Below are 19,146 nucleotides of genomic sequence, written 5' to 3'. Positions count from 1 at the left end.
TTATTTTTTGGATTTAGTTGGAAGGACTTCACCACGATAGATCCACACTTTTACTCCTAGCTTACCGTAGGTTGTATCTGCTTCTGCTGTACCGTAATCGATATCAGCACGCAATGTGTGTAATGGCACTGTTCCTTCACTATAATGTTCCGCACGAGCAATATCTGCTCCTCCAAGACGTCCGGAAACTTGTGTTTTAATTCCTTTTGCTCCTGCACGCATTGCACGTTGGATTGCTTGCTTTTGTGCACGACGGAATGAAATACGATTTTCAAGTTGACGAGCAATGTTGTCTGCAACCAATTTAGCGTTAATATCTACTTTCTTGATTTCAACAATATTGATATGAACACGCTTGCCAGTCAAGCTGTTTAATGATTTACGTAATGCTTCAACTTCAGAACCGCCTTTACCAATTACCATACCTGGCTTTCCAGTGTGAATAGTAATATTAACACGGTTTGCTGCACGCTCAATTTCAATGGAAGATACAGCAGCTGTGCTTAAGCGGTTTTCAAGATATTCTCTGATTTTAATATCTTCATGCAAAAGATCTGCGTAGTCTTTATCAGCGTACCATTTAGACTCCCAGTCTTTGATAATACCGACACGAAGACCCGTTGGGTGTACTTTTTGCCCCACTGACTATCCCTCCTTCTTTTCTGTTACCACTACTGTAATGTGGCTTGTGCGTTTGTTGATTTTGCTTGCACGTCCTTGTGCACGTGGACGGAAGCGTTTCAATGTAACTCCTTCATTTACAAATGCTTCGGAAATGATTAAACTATCCGGATCCATTTCGTAGTTGTGCTCTGCATTAGCAATAGCAGACTTTAAAACTTTCTCTACGACTGGAGAAGCACCTCGTTGTGTATGGCGGAGTATTGCTACTGCTTCACCAACACTTTTTCCTCGAATTAAATCAATAACTAACCGTACTTTACGAGGAGCAATACGAACTGATTTCGCAACGGCTTTAGCTTGCATGTGGAGTGCCTCCTCTCATTAGCGTTTTGTTTTCTTATCATCGCCAGCGTGCCCTTTATACGTGCGGGTTGGCGCGAATTCACCTAATTTATGTCCGACCATGTCTTCTGTGATATAAACCGGTACGTGCTTGCGACCGTCATATACAGCTACCGTGTGACCAACGAATGTTGGAAATATAGTTGAACGGCGTGACCAAGTTTTAATAACCTGCTTTTTGTCGCCTTCGTTCAATTGATCGATTTTTTTCAATAGATGGTCATCTGCAAAAGGTCCTTTTTTCAAACTACGACCCATGGATAAACCTCCTTTCAGAGTTAAGAAACGGGTTTCTTACCCATCATCCTATCGCCTTATTTTTTGCGTTTACGAACGATATATTTATCGGACGGCTTATTACGTTTACGTGTCTTATAACCAAGTGTAGGTTTGCCCCATGGTGACATTGGTGATTTACGTCCGATTGGCGCACGTCCTTCACCACCACCGTGTGGGTGATCATTCGGGTTCATTACAGATCCACGTACAGTAGGACGCTTGCCTAACCAACGAGAACGACCTGCTTTCCCAACACGAACAAGTTCATGCTCAAGATTTCCAACCTGGCCAACTGTAGCACGGCAAGTTGCTAGAATCAAACGTACTTCGCCAGATCCAAGACGTACAAGAACGTATTTACCTTCACGACCAAGGATTTGTGCTTCTGCACCAGCAGAACGTACAAGTTGACCACCACGGCCTGGTTTTAATTCAATGTTGTGAATGATTGTACCAACAGGAATGTTTATTAACGGTAACGCATTCCCTACTTTGATATCTGCATTTTCTCCAGATTCAATTTCTTGGCCAACCTTTAACCCTTTTGGTGCTAATATATAACGCTTTTCACCATCTACATAATGAATCAAAGCAATGTTTGCTGTGCGGTTTGGATCATATTCGATCGTAGCAACGCGTCCTGGTATTCCATCTTTATCGCGTTTAAAGTCGATAATACGGTATTGACGCTTGTGCCCGCCGCCTTGATGACGAACCGTTAATTTCCCTTGGTTATTACGTCCGCCGCGTTTGTGTAGTGGACTTAATAGGGATTTTTCCGGAGTGTCTGTAGTGATTTCAGCAAAATCTAATACAGACATATTACGTCTACCATTTGAGGTAGGTCTGAATTTTTTAATCGCCATCTTTTTTCCCTCCTTCACGTTAAGTTAAAATCTTATGCTTCAAAGAAGTCTAGTTCCTTGCTATCTTCAGATAGCTGAACAATTGCTTTCTTACGGTCTGAACGGTATCCGCCATAGCGTCCCATTCTTTTAAACTTACCTTTAACGTTCATTGTATTTACCTTTAAGACTTTTACACCAAAGATTGTTTCAACAGCATCTTTGATTTCCGTCTTGTTTGCTTTCGGGTTTACTTCAAACGTATACTTTTTCTCCGCCATAAGATCAGCAGAGTTTTCTGTAATGACAGGGCGTTTGATTACGTCGCGTGCATCTTTCATTATGAAAGCACCTCCCCTGCTTTTTCAGCTGCATCTTTTGTTAAAATCAGCTTGTCATGCAACAGCAAGTCTAAAACGTTAACCTCTTCAACTGTTAAAACCTTTACTTTTTGAAGGTTGTTAGCAGAACGTACAACGTTTTCGTCTTTTTCTGTAGTCACAACAAGTGTTTTTCCATTTGCGTTTAATGCAGTTAGCATGTTAACAAACTCTTTTGTTTTTGGAGCTTCAAAAGCTAGATTCTCCAACACAAGAATGCTTTCTTCTTTTACCTTAGTAGATAAAGCAGATCTCAAAGCTAAACGACGAACCTTTTTAGGTAGCTTGTAGCTGTAGCTACGTGGTGTTGGACCAAATACAGTTCCACCGCCAACCCATTGTGGTGATCGAATAGAACCTTGACGAGCTCTACCAGTACCTTTTTGACGCCATGGTTTGCGTCCGCCTCCGCGTACTTCTGAGCGGTTTTTTACCTTGTGCGTACCTTGACGCAATGATGCACGTTGCATCACTACTGCTTCATGTAATACATGTGTGTTTGGTTCAATGCCAAATACAGAATCATTCAATTCGATATCTCCGACCTGTGAACCATCTTGTTTAAATAGTGCTACTTTAGGCATGACATATCCTCCCTTCGTGTCTATGATTATTTAGCCTTTATTGCACTCGTAATTTTCACGAATGATTTTTTTGCTCCAGGCACATTGCCTTTGATCAAAAGTAAATTACGTTCTGTATCTACACTAACGATTTCTAGATTTTGAATCGTTACTTGTTCAGAACCCATATGTCCTGGAAGTTTCTTACCAGGGAACACGCGCATTGCATCAACAGCTCCCATAGAACCAGGACCTCTATGATAATGTGATCCGTGACCCATTGGTCCGCGTGATTGATTGTGACGCTTGATAGATCCTTGGAATCCTTTACCTTTAGAAGTTCCAGTTACATCTACAATGTCACCCGCTTGAAATAATTCAACGCTAAGCTCTTGACCTACTTCATATTCGTCAAGGTTTGCGTTACGGATTTCACGAACGTAGCGCTTAGGGGTTGTGTTTGCTTTTTCAGCATGCCCTTTTTCAGCCTTGTTTGAACGTGATTCTTTCTTATCAGCAAAACCAATTTGAATTGCTTCATAGCCATCGTTTTCCATCGTACGCTTTTGAAGCACTACGTTTGGCTCAGCTTGAACAACAGTTACAGGGATTAATTCTCCGCTTTCAGAAAACAGCTGTGTCATGCCGATTTTACGACCTAAGATTCCTTTCGTCATCCGTTACACCTCCTATTAAATAAAAAATTATAATTTGATTTCTATATCAACACCAGATGGTAGATCAAGTCGCATTAATGAATCGACTGTTTGTGGTGTTGGGTTAACAATATCGATTAAACGCTTATGAGTGCGCATTTCGAATTGTTCACGAGAATCTTTGTACTTGTGCACCGCGCGCAATACTGTGTAGACAGCCTTTTCCGTTGGTAACGGAATTGGACCTGATACCGCTGCACCTGAACGCTTTGCAGTTTCCACGATTTTCTCAGCAGATTGATCTAGAATTCTGTGATCATATGCTTTTAAACGGATTCTGATTTTTTCTTTTGCCATTATTTTCCCTCCTTTTTCGCCCATTTTATAATAGACATTCTCCGCGAAAATTTCTTGGCAGCCCGCCATGGCAAAGGGGCCGGGTGTGCCAACAACCTTTCACTTCATCGCCTTTAATGACCAACATTCTTATTATATAGAAGGAATGCCGTCAATGCAACCTTTTTTTAAGAAAAACCTTCTGGTTGCACATTTATGTATTATACTTACTATTTATAGTGATTGCAAGGGTTGAACGGGATTTTTTTGTTGGGAAAGTTGTCCTATTGATTCATAGTTTATGAGGAAGCCAGCTGAATGCCAAACTTATGTTCATTGTCTCATGCTGATCCGCATTTACAATAGAGTTGGTTAAGCATTTTTTAATGATAAAAAGAGGCTACGTCGTCACGTAACCTCTTTTAATGAAAATCAATACTTATTTTTGGATAGAAGAAACAACGCCTGATCCAACAGTACGTCCACCTTCACGAATAGAGAAACGAGTTCCGTCTTCGATCGCGATTGGTGAGATCAATTCTACTGTCATTTCAATGTTATCGCCAGGCATTACCATTTCTACTCCCTCTGGAAGTTGGATAACACCAGTTACGTCCGTTGTACGGAAGTAGAACTGTGGGCGATAGTTTGAGAAGAATGGGGTATGACGTCCACCTTCTTCTTTAGATAGAACATAAACTTCTGCTTTGAAGTTTGTGTGTGGTGTAATTGTACCTGGCTTAGCAAGTACTTGACCACGGCTGATATCTTCACGAGATACACCACGTAGAAGTGCACCAATGTTATCTCCAGCTTCTGCATAATCAAGAAGCTTACGGAACATTTCAACACCTGTTACAGTAGTTTTTGAAGACTCTTCTGCAAGACCGATGATCTCAACTTCGTCTCCAACTTTTACTTGTCCACGCTCAACACGTCCAGTTGCAACTGTTCCACGACCAGTGATTGAGAATACGTCCTCAACTGGCATCATGAATGGTTTTTCAGTATCACGTGCTGGAGTTGGGATGTACTCATCAACTGCAGCCATCAATTCAACGATTTTTTCTTCGTATTCTGCATCGCCTTCAAGTGCTTTAAGTGCAGAACCTTTTACTACTGGTACATCATCACCAGGGAATTCGTATTCAGTTAATAGATCACGAACTTCCATTTCAACTAGTTCTAGTAATTCTTCGTCATCAACCATATCACATTTGTTTAGGAATACAACAATTGCAGGTACCCCAACGTTACGTGAAAGTAGGATGTGCTCACGAGTTTGTGGCATTGGACCATCAGCAGCAGATACTACAAGGATAGCTCCGTCCATTTGCGCAGCACCAGTGATCATGTTTTTAACATAGTCAGCGTGTCCTGGGCAGTCTACGTGTGCATAGTGACGAGTGTCTGTTTCATACTCAACGTGAGAAGTTGCAATTGTAATTCCACGTTCTTTTTCTTCTGGTGCACCATCAATTTGGTCATAAGCCATAGCAGTACCTTTACCAGATTTCTTGTGCATTACAGTTGTAATCGCAGCAGTTAACGTTGTTTTACCATGGTCAACGTGTCCAATAGTACCAATGTTAACGTGCGATTTGGAGCGGTCAAATTTTTCTTTAGCCATTTATAGTTCCTCCTTTAAATAAATAAATGAATTTATAGTTTTATTTATAAACTTAGAAATCACATTTCTTATCACGTTATTTCTAAGCCTTCAACAAAAGTTATACGTTAGATTGCAGAAAAAATCAATTATTCGCCTGCATTTTTCTTGATAATTTCTTCAGAAATACTCTTTGGTACTTCTTCATAGTGATCAAAGTGCATTGTATATGTTCCACGTCCTTGTGTGTTTGAACGTAATGCAGTTGCATAACCAAACATTTCAGAAAGTGGGACAAACGCTTTGATTACTTGCGCATTACCACGTGCTTCCATACCTTCAACACGACCACGGCGTGATGTAACATCACCCATGATGTCTCCCATGTATTCTTCTGGAACAACGATTTCAACTTTTTCAATCGGCTCAAGAATTACAGGGTTACATTTGTTTTTAGCAGCTTTCAAAGCCATGGATGCAGCGATTTTAAATGCCATCTCGTTTGAGTCGACATCGTGATAGCTTCCATCATAGAGTGCAGCTTTTACATCGATTAATGGATAGCCAGCTAACACACCGTTTGCCATTGCATCTCTCACTCCAGCTTCAACCGCAGGGATGTATTCACGAGGTACAACACCACCGACAATTTTGTTTTCGAATTCGAAGCCTGCTCCTTCTTCGTTCGGCTCGAAATGAATCCATACATGTCCGTACTGTCCACGTCCACCAGATTGGCGAACAAATTTACCTTCTACATCAGCAGCAGAGCGGAATGTTTCGCGATAAGCAACCTGTGGAGCTCCTACGTTTGCTTCTACTTTAAACTCACGCTTTAGACGGTCAACAATAATATCAAGGTGAAGTTCACCCATTCCAGAAATAATTGTTTGCCCTGTCTCTGCATTTGTTTCAGTTTTAAATGTAGGATCTTCTTCTGCTAACTTACCGAGAGCGATACCCATTTTATCCTGATCTGCTTTTGTTTTAGGTTCAATCGCAACAGAGATAACTGGATCAGGGAATTCCATAGATTCAAGAATAACTGGATTCTTTTCATCACATAGTGTATCTCCTGTTGATGTATCTTTCAAACCAACTGCCGCAGCAATTTCTCCACTATATACAACAGAGATTTCTTCGCGGTGGTTTGCGTGCATTTGTAGGATACGTCCTACACGTTCACGCTTATCTTTCACAGAGTTCTTAACATAAGAACCTGATTCTAATGTTCCGGAATACACACGGAAGAATGTTAGCTTTCCAACAAATGGGTCTGTCATAACTTTAAATGCCAAAGCAGAGAATGGCGCTTTGTCATCAGATGGGCGTGTTACTTCTTCTTCAGTGCCAGGTACAACACCTTCAATTGAAGCTACGTCTGTAGGTGCTGGTAGGAAGTCTAAAACGCCATCAAGCATTAATTGAACCCCTTTGTTTTTAAATGCTGAACCACAGAATACTGGGTAAAATTCAACATTTAATGTAGCTTGACGAATTGCTTTTTTAAGCTCTTCATTGGAGATTTCTTCTCCTTCTAAGAACTTCATCATCAATTCTTCGTCTAGCTCAGACACTGCTTCAACAAGAGATGCACGAAGCTCTTCAGCCTTCTCTTTGTATTCTGCAGGAATCTCACGAGATTCATCCTTTGTTCCAAGATCATCTGTATAGAAGTGTGCTTCCATGTTAATAAGGTCGATGATTCCTTCGAACTGATCTTCAGCACCAATAGGAAGCTGAACCGGATGAGCATTTGCTCCTAGACGGTCTTTTAAAGTACCTGTAGAGTAAAGGAAATCTGCACCGATTTTATCCATTTTGTTAATGAATACAATTCGCGGTACACCGTATGTTGTTGCTTGACGCCATACTGTTTCTGTTTGTGGCTCTACACCTGATTGTGCATCAAGTACAGTTACTGCTCCATCAAGTACACGTAATGATCTTTCAACTTCCACTGTGAAGTCTACGTGTCCTGGTGTATCGATAATGTTTATACGATGACCTTTCCATTGAGCAGTTGTAGCAGCAGAGGTGATTGTAATACCACGTTCTTGCTCCTGCTCCATCCAGTCCATCTGTGAAGCACCTTCATGTGTTTCACCAATCTTATGAATACGTCCTGTGTAGAAAAGAATACGCTCAGTAGTTGTGGTCTTACCTGCATCAATATGTGCCATAATCCCAATATTACGCGTCTTTTCCAAGGAGAACTCTCTTGCCATGTATTCTTCTCCTTCCTATAAACCTTATTTGGTTTGTTTTACCAGCGATAGTGAGCGAATGCTTTGTTCGCTTCTGCCATTTTATGCATTTCTTCACGTTTCTTAACAGATGCTCCAGTGTTATTAGATGCATCAAGAATTTCATTTGCCAAACGCTCTTCCATCGTTTTTTCTCCACGAAGACGTGCATAGTTAACGAGGTAGCGTAAACCTAAAGTTTGACGACGGTCAGGGCGAACTTCCATTGGTACTTGATAGTTCGATCCTCCAACACGGCGTGCTCTAACCTCAAGTACAGGCATTACATTTTTCATTGCTTGTTCGAAAACGTCCATTGGATTTTGGCCGCTTCTTTCTCCAACAAGTTCAAAAGCATTGTATAAAATCTTCTCTGCTTTTCCTCGTTTTCCGTCCACCATGATTTGGTTGATTAAACGAGTTACTAATTTTGAATTATAAAGTGGATCCGGTAAGACATCGCGTTTAGGTACTGGTCCTTTACGTGGCATATGTCCCCCTCCTTTCCTATTTCTGAGTTGTTACTACATTATTTCTTTTCTTTTGGCTTTTTTGTACCGTATTTAGAACGTCCTTGTGCACGTCCTTCAACACCTGCTGTGTCCAATGCACCACGTACAATGTGGTAACGAACCCCTGGTAAGTCTTTTACACGACCACCACGAAGCAATACAACACTGTGTTCTTGTAAATTGTGACCAATTCCAGGAATGTATGCTGTTACTTCCATGTTGTTCGACAAACGAACACGCGCATATTTACGAAGAGCAGAGTTTGGCTTCTTCGGAGTTAATGTACCAACACGTGTACATACGCCACGTTTTTGTGGTGAATTAACATTTGTCATTTTCTTTTTGAAGCTGTTATACCCTCTGTTAAGCGCTGGAGAGTCTGATTTTTTCGGCTTACTTACACGACCTTTACGGACGAGTTGATTAATAGTAGGCATTCTTGTTTTCCTCCCTTCTAGTTTGCAAATATCTCAAAAAAAGAATTAGAAAACCACGAACGGCAAGGATTATTGTAATCCCACACATCCAGGTGGTTCATCTTAAAGTAAAAAACAAAGCCTTCGTGAAACATCGTTCCACCAAAACTCTTATCGCTTTATTGCTACCGTTGACGCACCAACATCTATTCCACACGCAACACCTAGATCTTTCATTGAATCAACATGATAGCATGGGATATCGAGTGTGTTTGCTAAATCCACCACTTTTTTCGTAATGTGTTGTGCTGCATCATTTGCGACGTAAACTTCATCTACTTCGCCATTTTTCATAGCTTTCAATGTCTGTTTCAGACCAATAATGGCACGGGATTTAACCTGTGTCACTTTTTCATAAGACATCTACGCATCCTCCAAAGTAACAATAATAAAACGGAAGCACCTTGAATATAGTATCATTCTCGTTTTTTAATGTCAATTAAAATTTTAACTTTTTTGTTGTTACTTCCGTCTTTTTTTGTAATAGATAGGATGTGCGTGTAGGTGTTTTTTATCATTCTAAAAACATTTTTCCTACACGCACCATACCTATTTTATTTCAAGCATGTAAAACAATAATTATTGTATCGTTTCTTCAGCCTCTTCAACTGCTTCTTCTGTCTCAAATGTAGGGGCTTGAATTTTACGATAGCGTTGCATCCCAGTTCCAGCTGGCACAAGCTTACCAATAATTACGTTCTCTTTTAATCCGAGTAATTCATCACGCTTACCTTTAATCGCTGCATCTGTAAGGACACGTGTAGTCTCCTGGAAGGATGCTGCTGATAAGAAGGAATCTGTCTCAAGTGATGCTTTCGTGATTCCAAGTAATACTGGTTTACCGACTGCAGGTTGTTTTCCTTCTTGAAGAACTTTTCGGTTCGCTTCACGGAATTGATGAATTTCAAGTAATGATCCTGGGAGTACGTCTGTTTCTCCTGAATCAACGACCCGAATCTTACGAAGCATTTGGCGCACCATTACTTCTACGTGCTTATCACCAATTTCAACCCCTTGCATACGGTAAACACGTTGTACTTCGCGTAATAGATAATCTTGAACACCTTCTACGCCTTGCACACGGATTAATTCTTTTGGATCAACAGATCCTTCCGTTAGCTCTTGACCAGCAATTACTTCATCACCTACGGAAACCTTCAAGCGAGCATTGTAAGGAACAGCGTATGCACGTTGTTCAACTTCTCCTTGAACGATAATCTCTTGTTTATCCTTCGCTTCTTGAATCTCGTGTACAGTACCATAAAGTTCACTAATTACAGCCTGCCCTTTCGGATTACGAGCTTCGAATAGCTCTTGGATACGAGGTAAACCTTGGGTAATATCGTCTCCAGCTACCCCACCTGTGTGGAAGGTACGCATTGTTAACTGTGTACCAGGTTCTCCGATAGATTGAGCAGCAATGATTCCGACTGCTTCTCCAACTTCTACCTGATCACCTGTAGCGAGGTTGCGTCCATAACATTTCTTACATACACCGTGCTTCGTGTTACATGTGAACACTGTGCGTATGGTAACTTCTTCAATACCAGCTTCTACGATTTGTTTTGCTTGATCTTCTGTAATCATTTCGTTACGATCCACAATCACTTCGCCTGACTCTGGATGTTTCACTGTTTCAAATGCTGTTCTACCAATTAATCGATCGATTAATGGCTCAATCATTTCAGAGCCGTCAGTTAGTGCAGCAACAGCCAAACCACGATCTGTTCCACAATCCGTTTCACGAACGATTACATCTTGCGCCACATCAACGAGACGACGTGTTAGGTAACCAGAGTCAGCTGTCTTCAATGCTGTATCGGCTAATCCTTTACGCGCTCCGTGTGTAGAAATAAAGTATTCTAGAACGGTTAAACCTTCACGGAAGCTTGATTTGATCGGTAATTCAATGATACGTCCAGCCGGGTTGGCCATTAGACCACGCATTCCAGCTAACTGTGTAAAGTTGGATGCGTTACCCCTTGCTCCAGAATCACTCATCATAAAGATTGGATTTCGGTTATCCAGGGAGTCCATTAGCTTATCTTGGATTGTATCCTTCGCCTGTGACCAAATGGCAATAACACGATCATAACGCTCTTCCTCTGTGATTAATCCACGACGGAATTGCTTTAGTACTCTATCTACTTTCTCTTGTGCCTCAATAAGAATTTCATCTTTTTCAGCTAATACAACTATATCAGATACCCCAACAGTCATACCTGCCTTTGTAGAATATCTAAAACCGAGGTTTTTCATTCGGTCAAGCATTTTAGAAGTCTCACTGATTTTAAAGCGTTTGAACACTTCTGCAATGATGTCTCCTAGGAAACCTTTTTTAAATGGCTTCACAATTTCACGCGCTTTAATTTCTTCTTTGATATTTGTACCTTTTTCCACAAAATATTTTTCAGGTGTACGAACTTCAAGGTTTAACTTTGTTGGTTCGTTAATATATGGGAATGAATCTGGCAAAATTTCATTGAAGATTAATTTCCCTACGGTGGTAAGGAGCAATTGTCCTTGCTGTTCTTCATTAAATGTTTTGTTATTCACACTAGATGCTTTTACAGCAACACGTGTGTGCAAATGAACATATCCATTCTGATATGCAATGATTGCCTCATTGACATCCTTAAATATGCTACCTTCACCAATCGCATCTTCGCGCTCTAGTGTGAGGTAATAGTTACCTAATACCATATCCTGTGATGGCGTAACAACCGGCTTACCATCTTTCGGGTTAAGAATGTTTTGGGCTGCTAGCATTAAGATTCTAGCTTCTGCTTGTGCTTCCGCAGATAATGGAACGTGAACCGCCATTTGGTCCCCATCAAAGTCAGCGTTATACGCTGTACAAACGAGTGGATGTAAGCGGATCGCGCGGCCTTCAACTAAAGTAGGTTCAAAAGCCTGGATTCCTAATCTATGCAAAGTTGGTGCCCTGTTCAGTAACACCGGATGTTCTTTAATTACTTCTTCAAGAACATCCCATACATCTGGATGCATGCGCTCAATCTTACGTTTTGCTGATTTAATGTTATGTGCAATTCCATTTGCAACAAGTTCTTTCATCACAAATGGTTTAAAGAGCTCTAATGCCATTTCTTTCGGTAGTCCACACTGATACATTTGAAGATTTGGACCAACTACGATAACAGAACGTCCTGAATAATCAACACGTTTACCGAGTAAGTTTTGACGGAAACGACCTTGTTTTCCTTTTAACATATGTGACAAGGATTTCAATGGTCTGTTTCCTGGTCCTGTCACAGGACGACCTCTACGGCCATTATCGATTAATGCATCGACAGCTTCTTGAAGCATGCGCTTTTCATTTTGAACAATAATACTCGGCGCACCAAGATCTAATAGTCGCTTTAGACGATTGTTACGGTTAATCACTCGGCGATAAAGATCATTCAAATCAGATGTCGCAAAGCGTCCACCATCAAGCTGTACCATTGGTCGGATTTCCGGCGGAATAACAGGAAGTACGTCTAATACCATCCATGATGGATCGTTTCCAGAATGACGGAATGCTTCCATTACTTCTAAGCGCTTGATAGCTCTTGTTCTCCGCTGCCCTTGAGCCGTTTTTAATTCTTCCTTAAGTGCATCTACTTCTTTTTCAAGATTAATATCTTGCAATAATTTCCGAATCGCTTCTGCACCCATTTGCGCTTTAAAAGAACTACCGTATTTTTCATAATACGTGCGATACTCTTTTTCGGAAAGTAGTTGCTTTTTCTCCAAAGGAGTGTTGCCTGGCTCTGTAACGATATAAGCAGCAAAGTAAATAACTTCTTCCAATGCTCTTGGAGACATGTCTAAAACAAGCCCCATTCTACTTGGAATCCCTTTGAAGTACCATATGTGGGAAACTGGTGCAGCAAGCTCAATATGACCCATCCGTTCACGACGGACTTTTGCCTTCGTTACTTCAACACCACAACGGTCACAAACGACGCCCTTATAGCGTACACGCTTATACTTTCCACAATGACATTCCCAGTCTTTTTGCGGTCCAAAAATACGCTCACAGAACAAGCCGTCTTTTTCAGGTTTTAACGTACGATAGTTAATCGTTTCTGGTTTCTTTACTTCTCCGTAAGACCACGAGCGTATCTTTTCCGGTGAAGCCAAGCCGATTTTCATATACTCAAAATTATTTACATCTAGCAAGGGGCCTACCTCCCTTTTAATGTACGATTTTGCTAAAAAGTATCCAATGCTATCTAAAAACGAGATGGCATGAAATCGGTATGCATACCGATTTCATGCAATGCTATCGTTTAGTTTTGAGTTCTTTTACAATACCTGCTTAAACCCTAGTTTTCTTCTACTTCCAGATTTAGCTTGCTTGCTGCTTGTGTTTCTTCTTCTTCAAGCTCACGCATCTCTATTTCTGTCTCATCACCAGCTAGAATTTTAACATCCATACCAAGACTTTGTAATTCCTTGATAAGAACCTTAAATGACTCTGGAACACCAGGCTCAGGTACGTTCTCGCCTTTAACGATGGACTCGTATGTTTTCACACGACCAACAACATCATCTGATTTCACAGTCAGGATTTCTTGAAGGGTGTATGCTGCACCATATGCTTCAAGTGCCCACACTTCCATTTCACCAAAGCGCTGACCACCAAATTGTGCTTTACCACCTAATGGTTGTTGTGTAACAAGTGAATATGGTCCAGTTGAACGAGCATGTAACTTGTCATCAACCATGTGTGCCAATTTAATCATATACATGATACCGACAGATACACGATTGTCAAAGGCTTCTCCCGTTCTTCCATCGTACAATACTGTTTTGGCATCCCGAGGCATACCAGCTTCTTCTAATGTATCCCAAACATCTTGTTCGGTTGCTCCATCAAATACCGGCGAAGCAACATGTAGTCCTAACTGCCTTGCAGCCATCCCTAAATGAAGCTCAAACACCTGTCCAATATTCATACGAGAAGGAACACCTAATGGGTTAAGCATAATATCAATCGGCGTACCATCTGGAAGGTATGGCATATCTTCTTCCGGAAGAATCTTAGAGATAACCCCTTTATTTCCGTGACGTCCAGCCATTTTATCGCCTTCGTGAATTTTACGCTTCTGAACGATATAGACACGTACCAGTTCATTTACACCTGGTGGCAATTCATCGCCATCTTCACGGTTAAAAATCTTAACGTCAAGTACAATTCCACCTGCTCCATGCGGTACACGAAGTGATGTATCTCGAACCTCACGCGCTTTTTCACCAAAGATTGCGTGAAGTAATCGTTCTTCGGCAGATAGTTCGGTAACACCTTTTGGAGTAACCTTCCCTACAAGAATATCACCATCTTTTACTTCTGCTCCAACGCGTATAATACCACTTTCGTTTAGGTTTTTAAGTGCATCTTCACCTACGTTTGGAATATCACGTGTGATTTCTTCTGGTCCTAGCTTTGTATCTCTAGCCTCAGACTCATACTCTTCAATATGAACAGACGTATATACATCATCTTTAACGAGGCGCTCACTCATGATAATAGCATCCTCATAGTTGTAACCTTCCCACGTCATGAAGCCCACAAGAACATTACGTCCAAGTGCAAGCTCTCCATCTTCCATTGAAGGACCATCAGCGAGAATTTCACCTTTTACAACACGATCTCCTTCTTGGACAATCGGACGCTGGTTATAACAAGTTCCTTGGTTGGAACGAACATACTTTTGTAAACGATATCGATCTGTATCTCCTTTTACTTCCTTACCATCAACTGTCGAAGTGCGACGAACGACAATTTCTTTTGCCTCGACACTTTCAACAATACCTTCATTGCGACAAATAATCGCTGCTCCAGAATCTTTTCCAGATACATATTCCATCCCTGTCCCAACAATTGGTGCTTCTGGCTTCAGTAAAGGAACTGCTTGTCGTTGCATGTTTGCTCCCATTAACGCACGGTTAGAGTCATCGTTTTCCAGGAACGGAATACATGCAGTCGCAGCTGATACAACTTGTTTCGGCGAAACGTCCATATAATCAAGCTGCTCTCGCGGAACGATGGTGTTTTCACCACGGAAACGGGCAATGACTTCATCATCAATAAACGTCCCATCTTCACCAAGTCGAGCATTCGCTTGCGCTACAACAAAATTATCCTCTTCATCTGCAGTAAGATAATCAATTTGGGAGGTTACTTTCCCGGTATCTGGATCAACACGACGATACGGTGTTTCAATAAACCCAAATTTATTTACTTTCGCATAACTAGACAAGGAGTTGATCAAACCAATGTTTGGTCCCTCAGGCGTTTCAATCGGACACATACGACCATAGTGGGAGTAGTGTACGTCACGCACTTCAAAACCTGCACGCTCACGCGTTAGTCCACCTGGTCCAAGCGCTGATAAACGACGCTTATGTGTAAGCTCCGCTAATGGATTCGTCTGATCCATAAACTGCGATAACTGAGAGCTTCCAAAGAACTCTTTGATAGACGCAATAACAGGTCGTATGTTTATCAAGTGTTGTGGCGTTATGCTAGATGTATCCTGAATGGACATCCGCTCACGAACAACACGCTCCATACGAGAAAGTCCAATTCTAAATTGGTTCTGTAGCAATTCCCCAACTGAACGCAAACGACGATTACCTAGATGATCAATATCATCCGTGTCGCCTACATGATGAAGTAGGTTAAAGAAATAGCTGATCGAAGCTAAAATATCTGCTGGTGTAATGTTCTTCACACTTGAATCAACATTACCATTACCTATTACTGTCAGCTCTTTCTCACCACTCGGATCAGTAGGGTCGACAATTTTAATCGACTGTAATTGAATAGGATCTTCTAGCACACCATCCTCTGGTTGGAAAGTGTATTCCCCTAGTGTGTCTTCTGTTTTTTCTAAATAAGGAATAAGCTTATTTAAAAGCTTTCTTTCTAGCTTTTCGCCTTTTTGCGCAAGCACTTCCCCTGTTTCTGGATCAACTACAGGTTCTGCTAACACTTGGTTAAATAATCTATTTTTTAAGTGTAACTTTTTATTCATTTTATAACGCCCGACATGTGCAAGGTCATAGCGTTTTGGATCAAAAAACCGTGACACAAGTAGGCTCTTCGCATTATCTACGGTTGGCGGCTCACCAGGTCGTAAGCGTTCATAGATTTCAAGTAACGCTTTTTCGGTTGTTTCCGTATTATCCTTTTCTAACGTATTCATTAGGTATTCGTTTTCACCAAGTAAATCAATGATTTCTTGGTCTGATCCGAATCCAAGCGCTCGTAACAAAACGGTAATTGGAAGCTTTCGCGTACGATCAATGCGCACGTATGCGACGTCTTTTGCGTCCGTTTCAAATTCCAACCATGCACCACGGTTAGGAATAACGGTTGCCGCAATCCCTCGTTTCCCATTTTTATCGAACTTTTCATTGTAATACACGCTCGGGGAGCGTACGAGTTGTGATACGATGACACGCTCTGCACCATTAATAATAAAGGTTCCCGTATCGGTCATCAGTGGAAAATCTCCCATAAATACTTCCTGCTCTTTTACTTCACCTGTTTCGTTATTAATCAAACGAACCTTTACTCGAAGTGGAGCATTATAGGTGACATCTCGATCTTTTGATTCATCTACAGGATATTTTGGTTCGCCAAGACTATAATCAACAAACTCTAGCGATAAATTTCCTGCAAAATCCTCGATTGGAGAAATGTCTTGAAACATTTCTCTCAAACCTTCTTCCAAAAACCAATGATAGGAAGCGGTTTGAATTTCGATTAAATTAGGTAATTCCAATACTTCACTGATACGCGCATAGCTTCTACGCTTACGGTGGCGTCCATATTGAACTAGTTGACCTGTCAACTGCTTCACCTCTCAACTCATGCATTTTTTGTTTGCGAACAAACAAAATGAATATATTTTTTAGAAGGATCTAACTTTACTTAACAAAGCAAATTATCTCCTCCTGGACATACGAAAGATACTTATCCATCATTAACAACCGGGTGAATGATAGCATTCTCCTAAGCTCGCATACGCGCATTCCGATACAGAATGAACCGTATAGAACATACATTTCTAAGAATGCACTTGCCATCCACATCATTATGGGGTATCATTTTTAAAGAAATAACCCACTTTACTATGTAGATACACACGCACTGATGCTGAAAAACAATAATCAGCAATAGACACAAATAGAAAAAAGGTTTTTATAAAAAAACCTTGATTGACTATTTTTTTATTGCCTCCAACACTATTCCAACAACACTCCGTGCATAATTCGGCTATTTTACCATTGTTTCCCAACGCCAATGATTTATACATAGCATTTTCTCTTGAAAGTTTTTCTTGACAAAAGAAATCCCATGTTAGCATTTAATTATATTATCATAACAACAAACCAAGGTCAATCATTAACAGCTCGAAAAATAAAATAACCTTTATCCCGAGCAACAGTTTCTACATTACCGAAGAGCTCTTCTAATTTATCCTTTGCTGATGGGGCGCCTTGCTTTTTTTGAATTACTGTCCATAGCTCCCCACCCTTTATTAAGGCTGGTTTGCTTTCTTCAAAAATACCATGAACTACTTTTTTTCCTGCCCGTATCGGCGGGTTTGTAACGATTGCAGCAAGTTGAATCTCTTTTAAGTTTGAAAAGCGATCACTTTTGATGAAATCGACATTCGTAATGTTATTCTGCTCCGCATTTTCCCGCGCAAGCTGCAAAGCCCGCTCATTTACATCAGACATAATAACCTTCCGATCAGAAAAGCTAGCTGCTAGCGCAATTCCAATTGGCCCATAGCCACAGCCGACATCTAGAATATCTCCTGAAATAGATGGCTCTTGAAATTGTTCAATCAATAATCTAGAACCAAAATCAACTTCATGCTTGGAAAATACACCGACATCACTCGTAAAAGTAAAATTGCGTTCGCGTAATTGATACGTCCATTTCTTGGGTGAACTTGTAGATTGGGGTTTTTGTGAAAAGTAATGCTCAGCCATTCGGGCACCTACTTTGTTTTGTAATCAATGTTAGAAGATATACAATTCGTTGAGTGTAAATATAGAGCCCGTCGCATGACGACGAGCTCCAATCTATGGGAATCAATCGAATCGATTGACACCAAAATTATTTAACTTCTACAGTTGCTCCAGCTTCTTCAAGCTTCGCTTTAACTTCTTCTGCTTCATCTTTAGAAACGCCTTCTTTTACTGCTTTAGGAGCGTTGTCTACAAGGTCTTTTGCATCTTTCAAGCCAAGACCAGTGATTTCGCGAACTGCTTTAACAACTTTGATTTTAGATGCGCCAGCGTTTTCAAGCACAACATCAAATTCAGTTTTCTCTTCAGCTGCGCCACCTGCCGCTGCTCCTCCAGCTACTGCTACTGGAGCTGCTGCTGTTACTCCAAATTCTTCTTCAATTGCTTTAACAAGATCGTTTAAATCTAATACAGACATTTCTTTAATAGCATCAATAATTTGTTCTTTTGTCATGATTGTTCCTCCTATTTTTTATTGTTTTATTAACTGACTTACTGACATGTTGCCAGCTTAAGCGCCTTGTTCTTCCTTCTGCTCCGCAATAGCCTTTGCTGCATAAGCAAAGTTGCGAATTGGTGCTTGTAGCACGCTGAGTAGCATAGATACCATACCTTCGTAATTTGGTAGTTCTGCAAGCTCTTTAATTTGATCAAGTGTTGCCACCTTGCCTTCGATAACGCCCGCTTTGATCTCCAATGCTTCATGATCCTTAGCAAAGTTATTGATGATCTTTGCAGGTGCTACTACATCTTCATTACTAAATGCAATCGCAGTTGGGCCTACTAGAAGTTCACTCAACTCACCTAACTCCACACTTTCAGCAGCGCGACGAGTCATTGTGTTTTTGTAAACCTTGAATTCCACACCAGCTTCGCGAAGCTGTTTACGCAATTCAGTCACTTCAGCTACATCAAGACCACGATAGTCAACCAATACTGTAGATTGACTTGCACGGAATTTATCAGCGATTTCTTCAACAAGCTGTTTTTTCTGTTCCATAATGCTAGACATTGTTCCACCTCCTAAAGCAATTCATCATACCGTACAAAAAGCAAAGCCCCCATGTAGACATGGAGGCTTTGTTGACAAATATCATAAACGAATCATTTTATTTGTTCAAACACCTCGGCAGGTTATTAAGCGTAGTGCCCCTACTGTCT

At 40.9% G+C, this 19,146-nt stretch carries 18 protein-coding genes and 1 other annotated feature (1 of these 19 cut by a window edge); all 18 genes read right to left on the bottom strand.

Features of this window, described 5'->3' with window-relative positions; genetic code table 11:
* Positions 1-642 (bottom strand): 30S ribosomal protein S3, encoded by a 642-nt coding sequence (rpsC, locus tag SPK86_RS12380; RefSeq protein ID WP_284141019.1) that lies wholly within the window; start codon positions 640-642, stop codon positions 1-3.
* Between the two features lie 3 nt (positions 643-645).
* On the bottom strand, positions 646-987 hold the full coding sequence (gene rplV / locus SPK86_RS12375) for a 50S ribosomal protein L22 (RefSeq protein WP_284141018.1): 342 nt from the start codon (positions 985-987) through the stop codon (positions 646-648).
* An 18-nt stretch (positions 988-1,005) separates the two neighbouring features.
* The gene (rpsS, locus tag SPK86_RS12370) at positions 1,006-1,284 is read right to left on the bottom strand and encodes a 30S ribosomal protein S19 (protein WP_284141017.1); all 279 of its coding nucleotides are present in this window, start codon (positions 1,282-1,284) and stop codon (positions 1,006-1,008) included.
* Positions 1,285-1,340: 56 nt separating this feature from the next.
* Entirely contained in the window at positions 1,341-2,171 is an 831-nt protein-coding gene (gene rplB / locus SPK86_RS12365; protein WP_284141016.1) for a 50S ribosomal protein L2, read from the bottom strand.
* Positions 2,172-2,203: 32 nt separating this feature from the next.
* On the bottom strand, positions 2,204-2,491 hold the full coding sequence (gene rplW / locus SPK86_RS12360) for a 50S ribosomal protein L23 (protein ID WP_284141015.1): 288 nt from the start codon (positions 2,489-2,491) through the stop codon (positions 2,204-2,206).
* A complete protein-coding gene (gene rplD, locus SPK86_RS12355) occupies positions 2,491-3,114 on the bottom strand; it encodes a 50S ribosomal protein L4 (RefSeq protein WP_284141014.1) in 624 nt (207 codons plus the stop codon). Before rplD ends, rplW begins: the two co-directional genes overlap by 1 nt.
* Before the next feature lie 26 nt (positions 3,115-3,140).
* Positions 3,141-3,770 carry a 50S ribosomal protein L3 gene (rplC, locus tag SPK86_RS12350; protein ID WP_284141013.1) on the bottom strand — a complete coding sequence of 210 codons (630 nt, stop codon included), beginning with the start codon at positions 3,768-3,770 and terminating at the stop codon, positions 3,141-3,143.
* A 27-nt stretch (positions 3,771-3,797) separates the two neighbouring features.
* Positions 3,798-4,106, bottom strand: coding sequence for a 30S ribosomal protein S10 (gene rpsJ, locus SPK86_RS12345; protein WP_284141079.1), 309 nt, complete (start codon positions 4,104-4,106; stop codon positions 3,798-3,800).
* Positions 4,107-4,524: 418 nt separating this feature from the next.
* Positions 4,525-5,715 carry an elongation factor Tu gene (gene tuf, locus SPK86_RS12340; RefSeq protein WP_284141012.1) on the bottom strand — a complete coding sequence of 397 codons (1,191 nt, stop codon included), beginning with the start codon at positions 5,713-5,715 and terminating at the stop codon, positions 4,525-4,527.
* A gap of 128 nt (positions 5,716-5,843) precedes the next feature.
* The gene (gene fusA / locus SPK86_RS12335; protein WP_284141011.1) at positions 5,844-7,922 is read right to left on the bottom strand and encodes an elongation factor G; all 2,079 of its coding nucleotides are present in this window, start codon (positions 7,920-7,922) and stop codon (positions 5,844-5,846) included.
* Between the two features lie 38 nt (positions 7,923-7,960).
* The gene (gene rpsG / locus SPK86_RS12330; protein WP_284141010.1) at positions 7,961-8,431 is read right to left on the bottom strand and encodes a 30S ribosomal protein S7; all 471 of its coding nucleotides are present in this window, start codon (positions 8,429-8,431) and stop codon (positions 7,961-7,963) included.
* Positions 8,432-8,469: 38 nt separating this feature from the next.
* Entirely contained in the window at positions 8,470-8,889 is a 420-nt protein-coding gene (gene rpsL / locus SPK86_RS12325) for a 30S ribosomal protein S12 (RefSeq protein ID WP_284141009.1), read from the bottom strand.
* 150 nt (positions 8,890-9,039) lie between these two features.
* The gene (locus tag SPK86_RS12320; RefSeq protein ID WP_284141008.1) at positions 9,040-9,291 is read right to left on the bottom strand and encodes a ribosomal L7Ae/L30e/S12e/Gadd45 family protein; all 252 of its coding nucleotides are present in this window, start codon (positions 9,289-9,291) and stop codon (positions 9,040-9,042) included.
* Positions 9,292-9,507: 216 nt separating this feature from the next.
* Complete coding sequence (rpoC, locus tag SPK86_RS12315) at positions 9,508-13,113, bottom strand: DNA-directed RNA polymerase subunit beta' (protein ID WP_330949492.1); 3,606 nt, start codon at positions 13,111-13,113, stop codon at positions 9,508-9,510.
* A 146-nt stretch (positions 13,114-13,259) separates the two neighbouring features.
* Positions 13,260-16,796, bottom strand: a complete 3,537-nt coding sequence (gene rpoB / locus SPK86_RS12310; RefSeq protein WP_330949491.1) for a DNA-directed RNA polymerase subunit beta — start codon at positions 16,794-16,796, stop codon at positions 13,260-13,262.
* A 547-nt stretch (positions 16,797-17,343) separates the two neighbouring features.
* Complete coding sequence (locus SPK86_RS12305; RefSeq protein WP_284141005.1) at positions 17,344-17,946, bottom strand: class I SAM-dependent methyltransferase; 603 nt, start codon at positions 17,944-17,946, stop codon at positions 17,344-17,346.
* 127 nt (positions 17,947-18,073) lie between these two features.
* A complete protein-coding gene (gene rplL / locus SPK86_RS12300) occupies positions 18,074-18,439 on the bottom strand; it encodes a 50S ribosomal protein L7/L12 (RefSeq protein WP_330949490.1) in 366 nt (121 codons plus the stop codon).
* Between the two features lie 57 nt (positions 18,440-18,496).
* Positions 18,497-18,997, bottom strand: a complete 501-nt coding sequence (gene rplJ / locus SPK86_RS12295) for a 50S ribosomal protein L10 (RefSeq protein ID WP_330949489.1) — start codon at positions 18,995-18,997, stop codon at positions 18,497-18,499.
* Between the two features lie 30 nt (positions 18,998-19,027).
* Positions 19,028-19,146, bottom strand: a sequence feature (ribosomal protein L10 leader region) (it continues 22 nt past the right edge of the window).

This window comes from Virgibacillus sp. MG-45, assembly GCF_036409425.1.
GTDB lineage: Bacteria > Bacillota > Bacilli > Bacillales > Amphibacillaceae > LDC-1.
The sequence above is the reverse complement of the archived record's forward strand: the minus strand, read 5'-3'. Positions and strand labels throughout refer to the sequence as shown.

Bases quoted from the DNA above. Each gene is read 5' to 3' on its own strand.
- rplJ (WP_330949489.1), bottom strand. From the start codon at position 18,997: ATGTCTAGCATTATGGAACAGAAAAAACAGCTTGTTGAAGAAATCGCT.
- rpsG (WP_284141010.1), bottom strand. From the start codon at position 8,431: ATGCCACGTAAAGGACCAGTACCTAAACGCGATGTCTTACCGGATCCA.
- rplB (WP_284141016.1), bottom strand. From the start codon at position 2,171: ATGGCGATTAAAAAATTCAGACCTACCTCAAATGGTAGACGTAATATG.
- rplC (WP_284141013.1), bottom strand. From the start codon at position 3,770: ATGACGAAAGGAATCTTAGGTCGTAAAATCGGCATGACACAGCTGTTT.
- tuf (WP_284141012.1), bottom strand. From the start codon at position 5,715: ATGGCTAAAGAAAAATTTGACCGCTCCAAATCGCACGTTAACATTGGT.
- rpsL (WP_284141009.1), bottom strand. From the start codon at position 8,889: ATGCCTACTATTAATCAACTCGTCCGTAAAGGTCGTGTAAGTAAGCCG.
- SPK86_RS12305 (WP_284141005.1), bottom strand. From the start codon at position 17,946: ATGGCTGAGCATTACTTTTCACAAAAACCCCAATCTACAAGTTCACCC.
- rplV (WP_284141018.1), bottom strand. From the start codon at position 987: ATGCAAGCTAAAGCCGTTGCGAAATCAGTTCGTATTGCTCCTCGTAAA.
- rplL (WP_330949490.1), bottom strand. From the start codon at position 18,439: ATGACAAAAGAACAAATTATTGATGCTATTAAAGAAATGTCTGTATTA.
- SPK86_RS12320 (WP_284141008.1), bottom strand. From the start codon at position 9,291: ATGTCTTATGAAAAAGTGACACAGGTTAAATCCCGTGCCATTATTGGT.
- fusA (WP_284141011.1), bottom strand. From the start codon at position 7,922: ATGGCAAGAGAGTTCTCCTTGGAAAAGACGCGTAATATTGGGATTATG.
- rplD (WP_284141014.1), bottom strand. From the start codon at position 3,114: ATGCCTAAAGTAGCACTATTTAAACAAGATGGTTCACAGGTCGGAGAT.
- rpsS (WP_284141017.1), bottom strand. From the start codon at position 1,284: ATGGGTCGTAGTTTGAAAAAAGGACCTTTTGCAGATGACCATCTATTG.
- rplW (WP_284141015.1), bottom strand. From the start codon at position 2,491: ATGAAAGATGCACGCGACGTAATCAAACGCCCTGTCATTACAGAAAAC.
- rpsJ (WP_284141079.1), bottom strand. From the start codon at position 4,106: ATGGCAAAAGAAAAAATCAGAATCCGTTTAAAAGCATATGATCACAGA.